The 16,182-nt window shown below is 60.4% G+C and carries 15 protein-coding genes; 2 read left to right on the forward strand and 13 right to left on the reverse strand.

The genetic code is table 11. The annotated features are described in order from the left end of the window. The 4 genes from CRO18_RS06635 to CRO18_RS06650 all read right to left on the reverse strand — a co-directional run bounded on the left by CRO18_RS06635 (position 1) and on the right by CRO18_RS06650 (position 6,690). Positions 1-1,425, reverse strand: coding sequence for an HlyD family type I secretion periplasmic adaptor subunit (locus CRO18_RS06635; protein WP_097081508.1), 1,425 nt, complete (start codon positions 1,423-1,425; stop codon positions 1-3). After that, positions 1,422-3,638 carry a peptidase domain-containing ABC transporter gene (locus CRO18_RS06640; protein ID WP_097081509.1) on the reverse strand — a complete coding sequence of 739 codons (2,217 nt, stop codon included), beginning with the start codon at positions 3,636-3,638 and terminating at the stop codon, positions 1,422-1,424. The genes CRO18_RS06635 and CRO18_RS06640 overlap by 4 nt, the downstream gene beginning before the upstream one ends. Continuing rightward, positions 3,635-5,287, reverse strand: a complete 1,653-nt coding sequence (locus CRO18_RS06645) for an ABC transporter transmembrane domain-containing protein (RefSeq protein ID WP_170952579.1) — start codon at positions 5,285-5,287, stop codon at positions 3,635-3,637. Before CRO18_RS06645 ends, CRO18_RS06640 begins: the two co-directional genes overlap by 4 nt. Before the next feature lie 62 nt (positions 5,288-5,349). Then, positions 5,350-6,690: a hypothetical protein gene (locus CRO18_RS06650; protein ID WP_097081511.1), complete on the reverse strand. Its 1,341-nt coding sequence runs from the start codon at positions 6,688-6,690 to the stop codon at positions 5,350-5,352. Positions 6,691-7,078: 388 nt separating this feature from the next. Here CRO18_RS06650 and CRO18_RS06655 point away from each other — a divergent pair, with 388 nt between their 5' ends. Then, positions 7,079-8,122: a YeeE/YedE family protein gene (locus CRO18_RS06655; protein ID WP_097081512.1), complete on the forward strand. Its 1,044-nt coding sequence runs from the start codon at positions 7,079-7,081 to the stop codon at positions 8,120-8,122. Here CRO18_RS06655 and CRO18_RS06660 read toward each other — a convergent pair. The 9 genes from CRO18_RS06660 to CRO18_RS06700 all read right to left on the reverse strand — a co-directional run bounded on the left by CRO18_RS06660 (position 8,119) and on the right by CRO18_RS06700 (position 15,638). Further along, positions 8,119-9,018 carry an MBL fold metallo-hydrolase gene (locus tag CRO18_RS06660; protein WP_097081513.1) on the reverse strand — a complete coding sequence of 300 codons (900 nt, stop codon included), beginning with the start codon at positions 9,016-9,018 and terminating at the stop codon, positions 8,119-8,121. The two genes, CRO18_RS06655 and CRO18_RS06660, sit on opposite strands and share 4 nt — an antisense overlap. Before the next feature lie 16 nt (positions 9,019-9,034). Next, positions 9,035-10,297, reverse strand: a complete 1,263-nt coding sequence (locus CRO18_RS06665) for an NAD(P)/FAD-dependent oxidoreductase (protein ID WP_097081514.1) — start codon at positions 10,295-10,297, stop codon at positions 9,035-9,037. 3 nt (positions 10,298-10,300) lie between these two features. Beyond that, positions 10,301-11,995, reverse strand: a complete 1,695-nt coding sequence (gene soxB / locus CRO18_RS06670; RefSeq protein ID WP_097081515.1) for a thiosulfohydrolase SoxB — start codon at positions 11,993-11,995, stop codon at positions 10,301-10,303. Between the two features lie 58 nt (positions 11,996-12,053). Beyond that, complete coding sequence (soxA, locus tag CRO18_RS06675; protein ID WP_097081516.1) at positions 12,054-12,911, reverse strand: sulfur oxidation c-type cytochrome SoxA; 858 nt, start codon at positions 12,909-12,911, stop codon at positions 12,054-12,056. Between the two features lie 26 nt (positions 12,912-12,937). After that, entirely contained in the window at positions 12,938-13,267 is a 330-nt protein-coding gene (gene soxZ / locus CRO18_RS06680; protein ID WP_097081517.1) for a thiosulfate oxidation carrier complex protein SoxZ, read from the reverse strand. Positions 13,268-13,284: 17 nt separating this feature from the next. Beyond that, positions 13,285-13,704 carry a thiosulfate oxidation carrier protein SoxY gene (gene soxY, locus CRO18_RS06685; protein WP_097081518.1) on the reverse strand — a complete coding sequence of 140 codons (420 nt, stop codon included), beginning with the start codon at positions 13,702-13,704 and terminating at the stop codon, positions 13,285-13,287. Positions 13,705-13,733: 29 nt separating this feature from the next. Next, positions 13,734-14,210, reverse strand: a complete 477-nt coding sequence (gene soxX, locus CRO18_RS06690) for a sulfur oxidation c-type cytochrome SoxX (RefSeq protein WP_076483553.1) — start codon at positions 14,208-14,210, stop codon at positions 13,734-13,736. A 119-nt stretch (positions 14,211-14,329) separates the two neighbouring features. Next, positions 14,330-14,890 (reverse strand): thioredoxin family protein, encoded by a 561-nt coding sequence (locus tag CRO18_RS06695; protein ID WP_097081519.1) that lies wholly within the window; start codon positions 14,888-14,890, stop codon positions 14,330-14,332. Between the two features lies 1 nt (position 14,891). Next, positions 14,892-15,638: a cytochrome c biogenesis CcdA family protein gene (locus tag CRO18_RS06700; protein WP_076483089.1), complete on the reverse strand. Its 747-nt coding sequence runs from the start codon at positions 15,636-15,638 to the stop codon at positions 14,892-14,894. Between the two features lie 123 nt (positions 15,639-15,761). On the opposite strand from CRO18_RS06700, the gene CRO18_RS06705 reads away from it, so the two are divergent. Further along, the gene (locus tag CRO18_RS06705; RefSeq protein WP_097081520.1) at positions 15,762-16,133 is read left to right on the forward strand and encodes a SoxS; all 372 of its coding nucleotides are present in this window, start codon (positions 15,762-15,764) and stop codon (positions 16,131-16,133) included. Positions 16,134-16,182 lie beyond the last annotated feature (49 nt).

Raw genomic sequence — 16,182 nt, forward strand, 5'->3', positions numbered from 1 at the left:
TCAACCCTCGTGAAACGCACCATACACCGCTTGATTTATTGGATTAAAAAGGTATTCTAGAATGGTTCGCGACCCATTAATAAGACCAGCCTCCACAGTCATTCCCGGAATCAATGTTAATTTTCGGCCTTGATATTCAATATATTCAACCTTAGGCGAAACTTCCGCCGTAAAGTAGACCGCCCCATTTTCGGCCAACATCGCCGCAGGCGATAAAGTCTCTAAAATACCAGAGATCGTTCCAAATCGCGTGTAATCTAGCGCGGTTATTTTAAGTTCGACCGACATCCCCGGCGCGATATTTGCAATATCTTCCGCCGGAATTCTAACCCGCGCAACAAGCCGATCCGTCGTCGGGACAATATGGCCAATCGGGCGCCCTGCCCCGATATAATCGCCCACAGCCAGCCGCTCTGGCAGCTTGACCGTGCCATCAATCGGCGCGCGAATGCGGCGCATCTCGATAGCAGAGGAGAGCGTCGCAATCCGCACATCGGTTTCCGCAAGCCCGGCCCGCGCCACCTCAAGGTCTTGCCGCGCAGAGGCTTGCCGCTCGCTTGTCACCGCCAAAAGCCGGGCGTCCAACTCTCGGATCGAATTCACACTACGCTGAAACTGACGCTCTAAAATCTCCAGCTCGGCCTTGGCCGAAATCACCGCCTGCCGCGCCTCGATAATCACCGGATAAGCGACCAATTCTTTGGCAAACAGAACCTCCTTACGCCCAAGCAGGTCTTCCATAGACGCCAACAGGCCCTTTTGCGCGGCGATCCGGCTGGTAACGATGCCTTGCTCGCGCACAGCCTTCGCCAGCTGTTCCGAGACGATTGTGGTCTGATCGTGCAGCGCGGTTTTCATCGCCGCCCATGCATTACGCGCGGAAACAAGCTCTTCTGCCGCAAAAGGCGCAGACGGGTTACCCGTGCGAAAGTCGGGGTCGCGCGCCTCCACAAAGGCTGTCAGGCGTTCAATCCGCAACAAAAACGAAAGCCGCTGGCGCGCCTGCAACTGCAAATCCGCCACCAGATCGTCGTCATCAAGCCGCGCGATCAATTGCCCCTGCGCCACCTTTTCACCGGGACGCACCGCCAATTCAACCAACCGCCCAGCTTCACGATGCACCAATTCACGTTCAAAGCTGGCGGGCATGATTTGCCCCGGAGCCTGCACGACAATCGGCAATTCTGCCCGCCCCGCCCAGAGGGTGATGGCCACCAACATGGCCGCACAAAGCCAAATCGCCGCCTGCAAACCAATCCCATCGGTGCGCTCTTCAAGGCGAATGCTTTCGGCCAAATGGCGCAACTGGATATTGCGCTTGCGGCGACGGCCACTTTTCGCGGCCCCCAAAGACACACCACCCGCGGGTTGAAGCCCCCCAGCCGAGGCCGACACAGCCAGCGCAGTTTGATCCGAATAGCTCATGCTGTCCTCATGATCTTATCGAGCGGCCCCACCTGCGCGCGCCCGTCTCCGGTCATCGCAATCACCCGATCCGCAAGGCGCAGAAAATCGGTGCGCGAACTGACAAAAAGCGTGGTTTTATGACCCCGGCTTTGTTTCAAAACCCGTTCGATATCCCGATCCAACCCGGCCAAAAGCGCCATCGCGGGCCGCTCATCAATCAAAAGCACCTGCGCCGGGCGCAAGAGCGCGCGCGCAAGGCCAATCCGCTCGCGCAACAAAGGTTGGCTGGCCGAAAGCCGTACCGGGTCCACCACCGTTTGCAGCCCATCGGGCAAGCTGCGTAACTGGTTCAAGGCACCAGCTTCTTCAAGCGCGGCCTCCAAATCGGCATTGCGGGCAATCGGCATCGCAATCCGCAAATTGTCGGCCAGCGTGCCGCTGAACAAATCCACCGTCTGCGGAAAATAGGCGACCCGCTCGCGCAACTCTGCCGCGTTGAACTGGCGAATATCAAACCCGCCCAATTGCACCGCCCCAAGCTGCGGCGTGCTCAGCCCCAGCGGCAGTTTGAGCAAGGTGCTTTTGCCACTGCCATTGCCGCCGGTGATCCCGATCACCTCCCCCTCGGCAATATCAATAGAAAAGCCCGAGAGAACCGCAGGCACCTTGGGGCCATAGCGCAGCGAAACATTGCGAATGCGGATCTGTCCGTTCAGCGCCGCCGCATTCACCTCTTCATGGTCATTGAGGTCAATTTCTTCCGCCATATCCATCAGCCGGTCGATCTGCTCAATGGCATTGCGAAGTTGTTCGATGCGCGGCAGCATCCCAACAATCGCATGCAAGGGCGCCAAGGCCCGCAATTGCAACATCATCGCCGCGATCAAGGCTCCAGCGGCAAGCTGCCCGGCCCAGATCTGCTTCGTGCCAATGAAAAGCAGCCCAAGCGTCGCCAGCCCCACCGTCAGATGCGCCAAAATCTCCGCCGTGGCGGCAAGGCGGCTCATCCGCAGCATGGCGAACTGCTCACGCCCCGACAGATGCAAGAACCGGTCCATCCAGATCCCTGCCAGCCCATCAAGACGAATGCTTTCAAGCCGCGTGAAGGTATCCAAGATGAACTGCTGCATCTTCGAGCCTTCGACCGCGCTTTGGCGAATGCGCACCGCAATGCCGCGCCGCGCAACAAGCGCAATCGCCACAAGCAAGATAATGGCGACAAGGATCGGCACCGCGAGCGTGCCTCCAATCCAGAACAAGGCGACCAGCGCCAAAACCGTGACCGGCAGCTCTATCGCCGAGAGGATCAAGGGCCCGCACAGAAAATCGCGCACCGCCTCAAAGGTCTTGATCCGCGCGATTTGTGACGACACGCCCGCCGTATTCAACGCCTCGGCGGAAAGGCCCAAAAGCTTGTCATAACTGCTGACGCCCACAAGATAATCGAGCCGCGCCATCATCCAGGTCAGCACCCGAGAGCGCAGCCGCCGCAGCGTGAACTCAAAGCCCAAAAGCAAAGCCGCGCCCGCCGCCAAATATTGCAAAGGCGCGATCTGGCCGCTGTCGATCACAAAGGCATAAACGGCCAAGATCAGCGCGGGCACCAAAAGCGCCAACAGATTGAGGCTGATACCCATCAAAACCACGCTGCGCAGATGCGGCCAGAACCGACTGAACAATGACAGGAACCATGCCTGCTGCGTGGCCTCACGGCGCGTTTGAGAGGTCGCCAAATCGTCTGGGTTCAGACGCGAAAACAGATAAACCTCAACCTCTTGCCGATATTGCGCAGGATCGACGAGCTGGCGCGTCGCACCATCAAAAAGTGCGATATCATCGCCATCGCGATAATAGACCAAGGCCTGCCCATCGCGCCCCACAATCAGCGCCGGCAGCACACGAATATCCAGATCCGTCAGCATCAACCGCACACGATCATAGCGGTAGCCCAGCGCGGCCATCGTGTTGACCAAGGCCATACGGTCAAACCCGTGATCTGCGGACGCATTGATGATTGCCGCCAAGCTGCGCGGATGCAGGGTTGGTTTGAGCCGCAAGACCAGCATGCAAAAACAAAGCGCCAAGGGCTCGGCGTCTGGCGACACATGCCAATCGGCCCCCTTCAACCGCGCATAAAACAATTGCGCCGCACTTTCAGCATGGCCGAGCTTTGGTGCGCTTGGCGCCCCATGGCGCAATTGCGCCAGCATATCGAGCGGCAAATCTCTCATAGCCGCAACTCACGATAGCGCGTCTGCGGTCGGCTCGGCGGGCAGACCCCTTCGTTCGCACGCAACCCGCCGCCCTCACAAACAAAGCAATGCTGCGCAAGCGAGCGCAGCGTTTCATCATCGCTGGCCATGATAATCGTTGCGTGACCACGCAGTTTGGCCAGCAATTCGTAAAGCGCGGTATAACTGCGTCGGTCCAACCCGCTATCTGCATGATTGAACAGGATCACCCGCGGCCGAGGCGCCAAGCTGCGCGCCAGCGCAATACGTTCGCGCAGGCCCGGCGGCACCGGATCGCCGCCATCGCCCCGCAAAACGGTTTGCAAGCCCCGCGGCAGCACGTTCAGATCTTCATCCAACCGCAATTGCCGCATCACGAATTGCGCATCGGACATTTTCACCTGTCCAAAGCGGGTCAAATTTTCCAAGATCGTGCCACGGTAGAGCACCGTTTCAGCTTGCAGATAGGCAATCTGCTGCGCCCGGCAGGCTTCGGGCAGTTGCAGCAGATCGGCATCATTCAGCCGTACCGCCCCCCGTTCTGGGCGCTGCAAGCCGGACAGGGTTTTGAACACCGTCATCGCCTGCGCATGATCCAAACCATCCAGCAGGCTGAATTGACGGGCAGGAAAGGCAAAATCGACTGTGTCGAGAAGCGGAGCCTCCCCCTCGGCCTCCATGATCCGCACGCCGTGCAGCGCCAGCTTGCCCTCGTTTTCGGGCAAGGCCGCAGAAACGGTCGTCACTGTAGCGCTGGCAGGGGTGGCGAGCAGCGCCTCGACCTGCTTGCGCTCACTGCGCTGCGCTTGGCTGCGATGCAGCGCGCCCAGCGCCTTTTGCATCGGCACGACCGAGCGACCGGAAAGAATGATCGCCGCCAAAAGCGCACCGACCGTCAGGTCTTTATCAAGCACCATCCCCGCGCCCACAAAGACTACGGCCAAGATCATCACCGTGCCGAAGATTTGCGTGATGTCGAAAACTAGCGTTTGGAAACGGCCCACCTCAAACTGCCAACGCGCCGAGGTGTATTTTAGCCCCGCATGCCGCGCAGCCATGACCCGCTCCGCCGAAAGCGCCTTGATCGACTGCGCCGCCCCCAGCGTCTCCACCATCATATCAAGCCGGACAGCATCCTCTGCCCGGCGCGCATCGCGGGCATCGCGCAAGGACCGACCCGCGACCACCATAACCACACAGAAAACGGCAATCAGCGTAAGCGATACCAGCGCCAGCTTGCCCGCGATCAGCGCAATCAGCACCAGCATCAGCGGGATCATCGTCAATTCGGCAAGCGTCACGGCTAAACTGCCCCCGCCCCCGGCATGATAACCGCGCACCAGATTGATCAGCGCAAGCTTTCCGCCGATGTTGTTCCGGCTCGGCGCCACATTCCCTTGCAGCAGCGCGTCAATCATCCGGGTGCCCGCGGCATGCGCCCGCCGTGCGCCCTGCCATGCCTGAAGATTTGCCCGCGCCCAGCGCAAAAACGCATCCACCAGCAAAAAGCCGACGGCAGCGGTCATCAGCACATTCAGGGAGTCGAGCGATTGGTGTGGAATGAACGTGTCATAGACCTGGCGCACCGTGACCGGAATCACCAGTTCCAGCGCGACGATCAGAAGCGTCGCGACGACCAACGGGACCACATCCCACTTCAAACCTACCCTTTGCACTCGTCACTCTCACACGCCAACCGAAAGGTCGGGCTTCAGAAAAAATTCACATGCGGTCCATGGTCATGCGCCATATCCAAGGCCGAGCCGACATCGGAATCGAAGCCGTCCATATCGTCGCCCATGAAGACGTTGTCTTCGCCCCCATCCGCAGCGAAAGGTATGGATAGGTCGTCTAGCTCGGCCGCTTTTTCATTCCCCCGGCCATTGCCATTGCCATTCCCGGGTGCCCCGTCCTTCTCCAGATTGGTGAAGTCCCCAAACAACCCATCCACATCAATGTCGGGATCAAGACCACCATCATCGCCAGTCTTGCCACCGCCCCGCTTGTCGGTGGGCGAGGTGACCGTGGTCACCCCATCCTCATCGGTGATCACCTTGTAAACATCGGCGGGGCCGGGCTCCGCACCATCACGGCCACTATTCGGGTCAACATAGGTTTTCTTGTCCCCGTCCTTGCCCTGACCGTTTCCTTTGTCCGGATCAGACCCGGCATCGTCCTCTGGGTCGCCGGTGCTGTCATTGGGAGTGGGATCGGTGTCCCCATCCCCCGGCTCATCCTCCGGAGAAAGATCATCGACAGGCGGATCGGCGGTGGGATCATCGCCAGTTCCATCGGAATCCGTATCAGGCACTGGGTCATCCGCAGGCGTCGGGTCATCGCTCGTGTCATCCACAACCGGGTCTGACGGCGGCTCGGGCTGCGGAGGAAGGTCATCCGTATCTGGCTCAGGGTCGACACCATCATCGACCGGGACATCCGTGTCACCGGGCGGAAGACCGTCTTCCCCCGGATCTGTGTCCGGCATCACCGGGGTGGACCCATCATCGACCACTGGCGGCACTGGGTCATCCGCAGGCGTCGGGTCGTCGCTCGTATCGTCCACAACGGGGTCCGACGGCGACTGGGGCTGCGAGGGAAGCTCATCCGTTGCGGGATCAATCGCGGGCGGAGAGACAGGTGGCCCCGGATCCAGCGTGACGAAACCGCCCTCATCCATCGTCACCGACTGGCCATCCGCAAGGCGCGCGGTCGGCGCATTGCCAATGGGCGGCGCATTCAGCGGCCGAATAGACGCATTCGCGGGCCCCATATCGGCGGAGGCGAAGCTCCGCCCCGGCATATCCGTTTCCAAAACGGAAAGGGGGGCTACGGGTTCACTGACAAAACTGGTTTTGCTTTCGGAGGCAAGCGCGGCGGCACGCATCACGGACACCTCCGCAGCATGTCCGCCGTTTGGACCTGCGGCAGAGGTGCCCATCAATGCGGGACGATCCCCTTGAACAGCGCCCGCAGTCACGCCATCGCCAATATCGGCTTCATCGGCGTCATACCGCTTGGCATTCAGGCCCTCGGTATAGGCAACTTTGGCCATTTCACCCTCCCGATCACTCGTACTTACGCTTCAAGGGTGTGCCCGAAGTGTTGTCAAAACGTAAATTGACGTGACGATAGCGTCCCAACCCCGCCCGCAGAGAGAGCCGCGATCACGACAGCGCATCTCACTCGCACGACGCACAATCCAAAATTTTCCATTTAAAAATAAGGCGCTACAAAAAGCCCCAACGCAAACCGCGCCTGAGACCATGTGAAATGAGGCACCGAGCGCCTATTTGCAACGTGCTTAACGTCATTTTCGCACAATCGAATGTGGTCGATCACGCATCGCCGCCGCGCCTTTGGCTGCGCGGTACACAGAGATGACATTTCCGCCATTTTGCGCCACCATACACACTTAGGGAGACCCGCGTCGGGGAGGACGCATGGAGATCACGCCGCTACTTGACTGGATCGCAGAACCGATCCTGTCGGCCCTGTTTGGGGTGCTGACGGGGGCGGTTTTCGGCGTGGCGGCACAGCGGTCTTCTTTTTGCCTGCGCGCGGCAACGATCGACTTTGCCCGCGGCAACCTAGGTCGACCGGTCGCGGTCTGGCTGCTCACCTTTTCAACCGCGCTGATCTGGGTGCAATCGGCGCAAATGCTTGGGCTGTTTCGCGCCGAAGATGCGCGGATGATGGCGGTTGCGGGCAGCTGGTCCGGGGCGGTGATCGGCGGGCTGATGTTTGGGGTCGGCATGGTGCTGGCGCGTGGCTGCTCTGGGCGGCTTTTGGTGCTCGCGGCCACCGGCAATTTGCGCGCCGTGGTTTCGGGGCTGATTTTCGCCGTCACGGCGCAGATGGCACTGCATGGCTGGCTCGCACCTTTGCGGCAATGGCTGGCCGGGCTTTGGGTGACACCGGGCGGGCGTAATCTTGAGCTTTTCGCGGCCCTTTCGTTACCCAAAGGCAGCGCTTTGGGGCTCGGGGCCGGTTGCGCAGCGCTGGCACTTTGGCTGGCGCGGCGCAACCAGATCGGCTTTTCCACGCTCACCTTTGCCTCAGGTGTCGGCTTTGCCGTGGCCTTGGGCTGGGTATTGACCTTCGCGCTGTCGCAAGTGGCCTTTGGGCCGGTTTCCGTCACCTCGGCCACGTTTTCCGGGTCTTCGGCCAGCACCTTGATGTTTTTCCTCGAGCCCACCCCGAAGCTCGATTTCGATGTTGGGCTGGTGCCCGGCGTGTTTCTTGGGGCGTTTTTCGCCGCCGCGCTGACGCGGGAGTTAAAATTTCAAGGCTTTGAACGTGAAAGTCAGATGCGGCGCTCCATGTTCGGCGCGGTTTTGATGGGGTTTGGGGCGATGCTGGCAGGCGGCTGCGCGATTGGTGCGGGCGTCACTGGCACGTCTATCGGCACGGCAACGGCATGGCTTGCGCTTTTGTGCATGTGGATCGGCGCGATGGCGACCGATCGGCTGGTGGATCAGCGCTAAAAGTCCAAAGCAAACCGATAGCCCCGCCCGGCCCGCTCCACCCGACCGATCCCCCCGCCGGGCAAATGGTAGCCAACCAAGGCGATCTCTTCGCTGACAAGTTCCGCCAACAGCGCGACCCGCGTGGCGGCGGCGGTTTCCCGATCATGGTCCGAGCCGGTCAGCCATTCTGGCCGCTCAAAGGCAACGTGGTGGTTCGAGAGACAATCGCCCAGCACCAGCGCAGGCTTTGGCCCTTCGATACGAAACGCCATATGCCCCGGCGTATGGCCGGGGGTGAGTTGCGCGCTTATGCCGGGCAAAGCCTCCTCCCCCGCTTCCAACAAGCGGATCTCGCCAAGCGTCTGCAACCGCCGCAGTGCTCCCACCGCATAGCCTTGGCGCGGCGCGTCGATACGGTTCACTGTCTCGGGGTCGGCCCAGAAGTCATGCTCGATCCGCCCCATCATATGCAGCGCATTGGGGAAAACGGGCTCATCGAACTCATCCAAAACACCCCACAGATGGTCTGGGTGCCCATGGGTAAAAAGCACATGGGTGATGTCTTCAGGCGCAAGCCCCAAAACCGAAAGTGCCTCGGTCAATTTGCCTGCTGTAGGCTGAAAATCGGGGCCAGCCCCCACATCGAACAGCACCGTATGCATGCCATCACGGTAGAGCGTCACATTACACGGCGGATCAAAGCGATCGAGCGGCGCGTCATAGCGGGTGAGGATTTCATGCAATTCCGCCTGCGGCATCGCGCCAAATAAAAAGCCGGGCGAAAGCATCAAAGACCCGTCCGAAAGCGTATCAATGCGCGCCGCACCTTGCTCTAGGCTGGTATTGGCCCAAAGCCGTGGCGGCGCGGCAAGCACTGCGGCGGCGGTCATTAAAAAGCGGCGACGGGCGATCATGGTGCTCCTTTCCGGCTCAACCAAAGATGTCTTGCGTGAAGGCGCCATACCATGTTTGCGCCTCTTCATAGGTGGCTTGGCGGGTGGCAGCATCTTCGCCCGCCGCCGAAATAACGCTTTCGGTCTGGGTGATGCCTTCGGCGCGGGGCATATAAATCCCACCAAGCTTCACCGCATCCCTCGGGGCAAGCACGGACCAACAGATATTGCTGTAATGATCTGGCAGATCCCCTGCCCCGAAAAGGTCGCGCCGGATTGCGGCTGCGGCCATCTGCGCCTGCGAATGCGCAGCAAAGGCGCCTTTGGGCATCGCTCCCTGCGCGCTGGCATCGCCCAAAACCCAGATGTTGGGATCGGCCAAAGAGCGCATCGTGAACGGGTCCACCGGAGCCCAACCCGTCGCATCGGTAAGCCCAGCAAGATGGGCAAGTTTTCCCGCCTGCTGCGCCGGGATCACATTGCAGACATCGACCTTTTCAGCCTCCCCCTCGACCAAAACCTCCATTGTCTCGGGGCGCACTTCAATATCCGCCGCGCCAAATTCGGGACCGAACCATGTCACCATACCATTGGTGTATTTGCCCCAGCCGTTTTCAAAGAGCGTCTGTTTTGAGAAATGATCCTTGGGATCAAAGATCAAGATCTTTGCCGTGGGGTTCACCTGTTTGAGCCGATGCGCGATCATGCTCACCCGTTCATAGGGGGCGGGTGGGCACCGATAGGGCGCGGGCGGCGCGATCAAGGCGAAAGTGCCGCCTTCGGGCATCGCCTCGATCTGGCGTTTGAGCAAAAGCGTCTGCGGCCCCGCCTTCCATGCATGCGGCATGATCTCGGCCACGTCCTCAGACCAGCCGGGCACCGCATCCGGGACAAAATCAATCCCCGGCGAGACAACCAACCGATCATAGACGAGCCCCTCACCCGTGGCGAGCCGCACCAACCGAGCCGAACGCTCCACCGCCACCGCTTCGCCAATCACAACCTGAACCCCGGCGCGCGCCAGACCCTCATAGCCAAATTGCAGGCTTTCAAGCGGCCGCAGCCCGCCAATCACATGGTTTGAGAAAAAGCAGGTCGTGTAGCGGGGAGCGCGTTCTAGCAGCGTCACGGCCACGCCCCCCGCTTCGGCAAGGGTACGCGCACATGACGCGCCGCCCGCTCCCCCACCGATAACAAGCACCCGTGGCAGGCCCTGCCCGCGCAAAGTCGGGGCGGCCAAGCCGACCGCGAGCCCCGCGCCCGCAGCCAAAACGCGGCGGCGTGTCAGGCCCCCGCGCATCGGCTATAGCCCCGTAACACGGACAGTATCAGACGGCGCGACCCGCACGGTGCCGAGCTTTTTCACATGCGCCTCGATCACATCCCAAATTTGCGGCCCCTCGGTGCCCTCATTGACCGAGGCCCAGCCGGCGACCGTATAAGAACTGGCGGCATCGACCGTCGCCCCCGTATCGGTCAGCACCATCTCAGAGATGCGGCTTCCGATCGGTTTGGCCACGTCGCAGGTAAAGCCGATGCCGCCCACTCGCACCATGTCACCACCCTGCTGGTAATAAGGATCTGTGTTGAAGATGTTGTCGGCCACGTCCTCAAGGATCGTTTTGATCACCTCACCCGTCATTTCGGTGCGGTAGCACTGCCCATAAGTCATTGAGGTGACGTTATGAATGTCTTCGCGGGTGATCGCATCGCCGGGCAAGAGCGAAGGCCCCCAGCGCACCCCCGGAGACAACGCGATCTGCGCATCCCGTTCGGAGCGGATCGCATCGCAGATCAGATCATCCCACGTGCCTTGGAAATTGCCCCGCCGATAAAGCAGGCTCTCGGTGGTGCCGATCTTCTCTTCCAACTGCGCCTTGAAGGGGGCGCGTTCCGCCTCGATCAGCGCCGCCATCTCGGGTTCGGGCGTAATGACATCGGCAAAGATCGGGATCAGCTTGTGGCGAAAGCCCATCATCCGCCCGTCGCGCACATCGAGATCAATGCGCGAGACGAATTTCCCGTTGGAGCCAGAGGCGATCAGGATCGTTTCGCCAATCAGTACAGGTTCGGGCACCGCGTCATGGGTGTGGCCGGTCAAGATCACATCAATGCCCTGAACGCGACTGACCATCTTGCGGTCCACGTCAAAGCCATTGTGGCTTAGGCAGACGACAAGATCGGCGCCCTTGGCGCGCACTTCATCGACCATTTCCTGCATCCGTTCTTCGCGGATGCCAAAGCTGTATTCGGGGAACATCCAGCGCGGATTAGCAATCGGCATATAGGGGAATGCCTGCCCGATCACCGCCACCTGCACCCCGCCACGCTCAAACATCTGATAGGGCTCAAAAGCGGGCTCATCCCATTCCGCATCAAAGATATTCGCGCCAAGGAACGGAAATTGCAGATCGTTTTCCACGATTTCGCGCACTCGATCCGCGCCATAGGTCCATTCCCAATGCGAGGTCATAGCCTCAACCCCGAGCAGGTTCATGGCGTTGACCATATCCTGCCCCTTGGTCAGGAAAGAGGTCATCGAACCGTGCCACGTGTCGCCGCCATCAAGCAAAAGCGCCTCTGGCCGTGCGGCGCGAATGGCCGCCACCACGGTCGCCACCCGATCCAGCCCGCCCATTTTGCCATATTCCCGACCGAGCGCGGCAAAATCCTCATAGGTCAGCGCATAGGCCTCGGGGCTTTGCGGCGCGATCTGGAACATCTGCAAGAACTCTTTGCCGACCACATGCGGTGGCTGGCCCTGCGCCGCGCCCACACCAATGTTCCATTCCGGCTCCCGAAACCAGATCGGGCGCATCTGCGCATGGATATCGGTGATATGGATCAGCGTCACATTGCCAAAATCGTCAAATTCCAAAAGCTTATCTTGGCTCAGCGCCTGCTGTGCGGCGAGCCGCGACCAGTTACCGATGCCCGAAGCCCCCCAAAGCATTGAGGTGGCCAGCGAGGCTTGAAGAAATTCGCGCCGGGTAATCATCCGGTTCTCCCCACAGATGAAAGCGCGGCCGCCTTCGGGACAAACGGCCGCGCAAGGGTCAATGGCGCACCGACACGCCCTCGACCGAAAGCCCATTGCCACGCGAGGCAACGTAAAGCTCCAAGGCTTTGAACTCTGGCGAATTGGGTTTGAAGGTCTCGGCGCGGGTGTCGCGCACACAGCCAACAAAACGCTTTTGCGCCGACAACAGCGCCGAGTCCTTGAGCCGATAGACCGGGAAGCCGTTGATCTGCCCTTGGCTGAGATGATCTGCGCGGATCATATGGCCGTAATATTGCTCGTGGCAGTTGGCGCAGGCCATCTCAAGCTGACCAAAGCGGGTGTAGTAGATTTCCTTGCCCTGCTCCCAATAGGGTGCGGCGGCCCCATCAATCGCCACATTGACCGGCATGCCCCGCGACTGCATGGAAATCAGCGCGAGCATGTCGCTCATATTGGTCGAGGTCCATCCCCAGCTTTCCAGCCCCATCCGCTCGGTCAGGCAGGTGTCGATGTAGTTTTCCATCGTCATCAACGCGCCGGTCTTTTCATCGACACGCGGCAGCACGGCGCGCAGCCCTTTCAGGCTTTCCGGCCCGCCATGGCACGAGGCGCAACTTTCCCCCTTGGCCCCGATCTCGGCGTTCCATGTGTCGCGCCCGCGATCAACAAAGACCATGCCGGGATTGTCGAAATCATCCCGCTCCAAATCGCGCGTCTCGTCATTGCGAAACAGCCAGCCCGAATAGATCGTTTCCAACGCGCCCTGAAGATGCGCGGGCGCTGTGGTTTGGGTAACGATCTCAACCGGCCCGTCGTCGCTTTCGATCACCAGCGTATCTTCGACCGGGGTCGCAAGTGCTGGAAACGCGACCCCAACCGCCAGAACGGCGGCCAATATGCTTGTGCGATGCATTGGCTTTCCTCCCTACGCCATGCCGCTCAGGCCAGTGCGATCGGCTTCGTCTCGGTGTAGACCGAGCCGTCGTCGTCGTACCAAGTGAAGACAAATTCCCCCGCCGCATCGACGCGCGCGTCAAATTCGAAATAGGGGTTGGTGGAGACCGATGGGTTGATCGCCACATCAATGACGTTTTGCCCGTTCAGATCACAGGTGAAGCGGTGAATGATCGACCGCGGGATCGGGTTGCCAGAACTGTCTTTGCGTTGGCCAGATTCCATCGCGTGACTGATCAGCGCCTTGAGCGTGACCACCTCACCCGCCGCGGCGGATTTGGGCACTTTCACGCGCGGTTTTGCATTATCTGCCATGGTGTTTCCTCCCTGCCTCAGCCGCCGCAGCCGCCGATGGTGACCTTGACGGTCGATTGCGCCTGCACGACCGAGCCATCGGCCATTTTCGCCAGCGCCAAGACATCTTGCGTTTTGGCAAGCCGGATCCGCGTGGCGGCGCGCTGGCTGCCTGCCGCAGGGCCAAAGGTGAACGTGGCCACCGAAGGTTCGGGGTTGCCCGGCGCAATCAACATGATCGCCACCGCCCCCGGTGCGGACACCTCGATCGGGACGGTGTTGCCATTTTCAGCGATCTCGGGCGCGGTGAGCGTAATCCCGCCCGTGCCCGGTGTGGTACCGCCCGCGAAGCCCGCAGTCAGTTCTTCCACCGTGGCAGCCAGCCCCGCGCCCGGCAGCACGGCTGTCGCCAAACCACCCAGTCCGAGCCAAAGCGTGTCGCGTCGTGTCAGTTTCATGGGTCTCTCCCTGTTGCTTGGGCGCCGCGTCACTCGTCGGTGAGCGTCATCACATAGGCCAGCACATCCTCGATTTGCTGCGCGCTCAGGATCGGTGGCAGCGGCTCAGCCGCCCCCTTGCCGGTATAAGCATCGCCGGGGCGGATATAGCCTTCGGTCTTGTAGAAGGCGGGCATGAAGCTGCCCTCAAACGTGTGTTTGGAATTGGTGATGATGCCGCGCAGTTGCGCCTCGGAATAGCGGCTCGCTGCCCCATCCAGCGCGGGGCCAATATCGCCCGGGAAGGGCACATCGGGCAGCGCCGAGACAAGATGGCAAGCCACGCAATTGCCAAGGGCACGCGTGGTCATCACCTTGACGCCCGCGGTCGGATCGCCCGGCACACCGGTCAGCGATTGCGCCACCGCGCCCCCGTCAAATTGCACATCATTGGGTGAGGTTTCAGACATAGCTGGGGACGCAGCAGCCAAAGCCACTGCGACCGCCAGCGCAAGCTGACGTGTCATTTTCATCCTCCCTGAATTCTCCCTAAGGTTACGATAACCAAGGTTTCACAACTGGAGCAATAAAAATATTAGCCTTCGCGAATATTCATATATACCCTGCAGTTTCAAAGGCTTGCAGCCTATTCCTGCACCGTCATGCGGCTTGCGACATATTTTTGGAAATTCTCACCGCTCTCGTAGCCGTGGTCTTTCACCCATGTCAGCAGCGCCTCGGTCGTGCCCTTGCCAAAGGCACCGGGCATCATTGCAACGGCGGCTTGCGCGGCGCTTTCGCCCTCGGGCACCTCTTCGGGCAAGAAGATCAGCGTCGGGGTGAACATCACCCCCCAGCGCAGCGCCATGTCTTTTTCGCTCGCTGTGGTGCCGTCAAAATCTGTCACCTCAACATCGCCAAACAGGTTGAGCTGCACGACGAAGTAATGCTCGCGGATCAGCGCGTCGATGGCGGGGACCGGAAACACTTCTTCATGCATTTTGGTGCAGTAGATACAGCCGCGCTGCTCATAGATCAGCATCAGCCGTTTGCCCTCTGCATTGGCCTCGGCCAGGTCTTCGCGCAGGTCTTTGAAGGTTTCGCGCAGCCAATCGGGTTTATGCAGCCCATCATCGCCCAAATCGGTGGCAAAAGCGGGCATCGCGACCAAGGCGAAGGCGGCGGCAAGCGTGGTCCAGTGGTTCATCTCAAAGCTCCCCTTCGAGCGTGGCACTCCAGTCAAACGTCTTCAAAAGCCAATCCGAAATCAGGCTGACGGAATTGGTGGCGATCAGCAGCGCAAAGACCAAGAGCATCACCCCCATCGCCTTTTCGACATAGCCCATCACCGCGCGGTGGCGGGCAAACCAGCCCAGAAACGGCCCGGCAAAAAGCGATGCCACAACAAAGGGAAGCGTCATGGCGAGCCCATAGATCAGCAGCAAAAGCCCGCCGCGCAGCGGATCGCCCATGCCAGAGGCCACAAACAAAATCGCGGCAAGCGGCGGGCCTGCGCAGGGGGTCCAGCCAAAGCCGAAGGCCAGCCCCATCACATAGGCGCCAATCAAGGTGGTAGGCTTCATATCGGATTGCACGCGCGCCTCGCGATACAGCAGCCCGATCCGCAAAATGCCCAGAAAATGCAGCCCGAACAGCGCCAAGATCGCGGCCGCCGCCCAGCTCAGCACCTCTTTAAAGGCCCCGAAAGCCTGCCCCAGAAAGCTGGCCCCAACCCCAAGAAACACGAAGATCGTGGTCACCCCCAGTGCGAAGGCCAGCGCTTGGATCAAGATGCGCCCCTGCGCCCCCGGAGCGACAGCGCCCCCAGACCGCAACTCCCCCACCGAAAGGCCCGTCATGTAAGACAGGTAAAACGGCACCATCGGCAAAATGCAGGGTGACAGAAATGACAGCAGTCCCGCTAGGGCTGCCCCTCCAAAGGTGATATCGAGCACCGTCTCCTCCCAAAAACCATGCTCTGAAAGCCCCTTGAGAAACGCTCTCCTCCCTGAAAGCGCGCCTTGCCGAAGTGGCGGGGATTTATTAGCATATTTCTATGTTCTAATGAGGCTGTCAACATGCTCGTTCGCCTTGCGGTTGCGTTCTTCCTTGCCCCCTTGGCCGTCAGTGCAGGCGAATTGCGCTTGCTGATGGTCGAACAACCGGGCTGCGCCTATTGCGCGCGCTGGGAAGAAGAAATCGGCCCGAAATATGCACTTACGGCTGAAGGGCAAGCAGCGCCGATCACACGCGTGCAATTGCGCGCGCCCCTGCCTGAGGGGCTGACCACGGCAAGCCCGGCCAGTTTCACGCCCACCTTCATCTTGCTCGACGACGGCACCGAAACCGGGCGGATCGAAGGCTATCCGGGGGAAGATTTCTTTTGGCCCATGCTCAGCGCGCTGATCGCACAAGCACAAAGCCCCGGCGCAGAAGAGATAGGCGAGTAGATATGACGCAACGCAAAGATAGGTTGTAGGTAACGGTTTTCCGTTGCGA

This window comes from Rhodobacter sp. JA431 (assembly GCF_900217725.1).
GTDB classification, from domain to species: Bacteria; Pseudomonadota; Alphaproteobacteria; order Rhodobacterales; family Rhodobacteraceae; genus Rhodobacter; species Rhodobacter aestuarii.

What these genes read in the sequence shown, in the direction of transcription:
- soxA (WP_097081516.1), bottom strand. Translation starts at nt 12,911, where the DNA reads ATGCATCGCACAAGCATATTGGCCGCCGTTCTGGCGGTTGGGGTCGCG.
- CRO18_RS06705 (WP_097081520.1), top strand. Translation starts at nt 15,762, where the DNA reads ATGCTCGTTCGCCTTGCGGTTGCGTTCTTCCTTGCCCCCTTGGCCGTC.
- CRO18_RS06665 (WP_097081514.1), bottom strand. Translation starts at nt 10,297, where the DNA reads ATGCGCGGGGGCCTGACACGCCGCCGCGTTTTGGCTGCGGGCGCGGGG.
- soxB (WP_097081515.1), bottom strand. Translation starts at nt 11,995, where the DNA reads ATGATTACCCGGCGCGAATTTCTTCAAGCCTCGCTGGCCACCTCAATG.
- soxX (WP_076483553.1), bottom strand. Translation starts at nt 14,210, where the DNA reads ATGACACGTCAGCTTGCGCTGGCGGTCGCAGTGGCTTTGGCTGCTGCG.
- CRO18_RS06655 (WP_097081512.1), top strand. Translation starts at nt 7,079, where the DNA reads ATGGAGATCACGCCGCTACTTGACTGGATCGCAGAACCGATCCTGTCG.
- CRO18_RS06695 (WP_097081519.1), bottom strand. Translation starts at nt 14,890, where the DNA reads ATGAACCACTGGACCACGCTTGCCGCCGCCTTCGCCTTGGTCGCGATG.
- CRO18_RS06650 (WP_097081511.1), bottom strand. Translation starts at nt 6,690, where the DNA reads ATGGCCAAAGTTGCCTATACCGAGGGCCTGAATGCCAAGCGGTATGAC.
- soxZ (WP_097081517.1), bottom strand. Translation starts at nt 13,267, where the DNA reads ATGGCAGATAATGCAAAACCGCGCGTGAAAGTGCCCAAATCCGCCGCG.
- CRO18_RS06635 (WP_097081508.1), bottom strand. Translation starts at nt 1,425, where the DNA reads ATGAGCTATTCGGATCAAACTGCGCTGGCTGTGTCGGCCTCGGCTGGG.
- soxY (WP_097081518.1), bottom strand. Translation starts at nt 13,704, where the DNA reads ATGAAACTGACACGACGCGACACGCTTTGGCTCGGACTGGGTGGTTTG.
- CRO18_RS06640 (WP_097081509.1), bottom strand. Translation starts at nt 3,638, where the DNA reads ATGAGAGATTTGCCGCTCGATATGCTGGCGCAATTGCGCCATGGGGCG.
- CRO18_RS06660 (WP_097081513.1), bottom strand. Translation starts at nt 9,018, where the DNA reads ATGATCGCCCGTCGCCGCTTTTTAATGACCGCCGCCGCAGTGCTTGCC.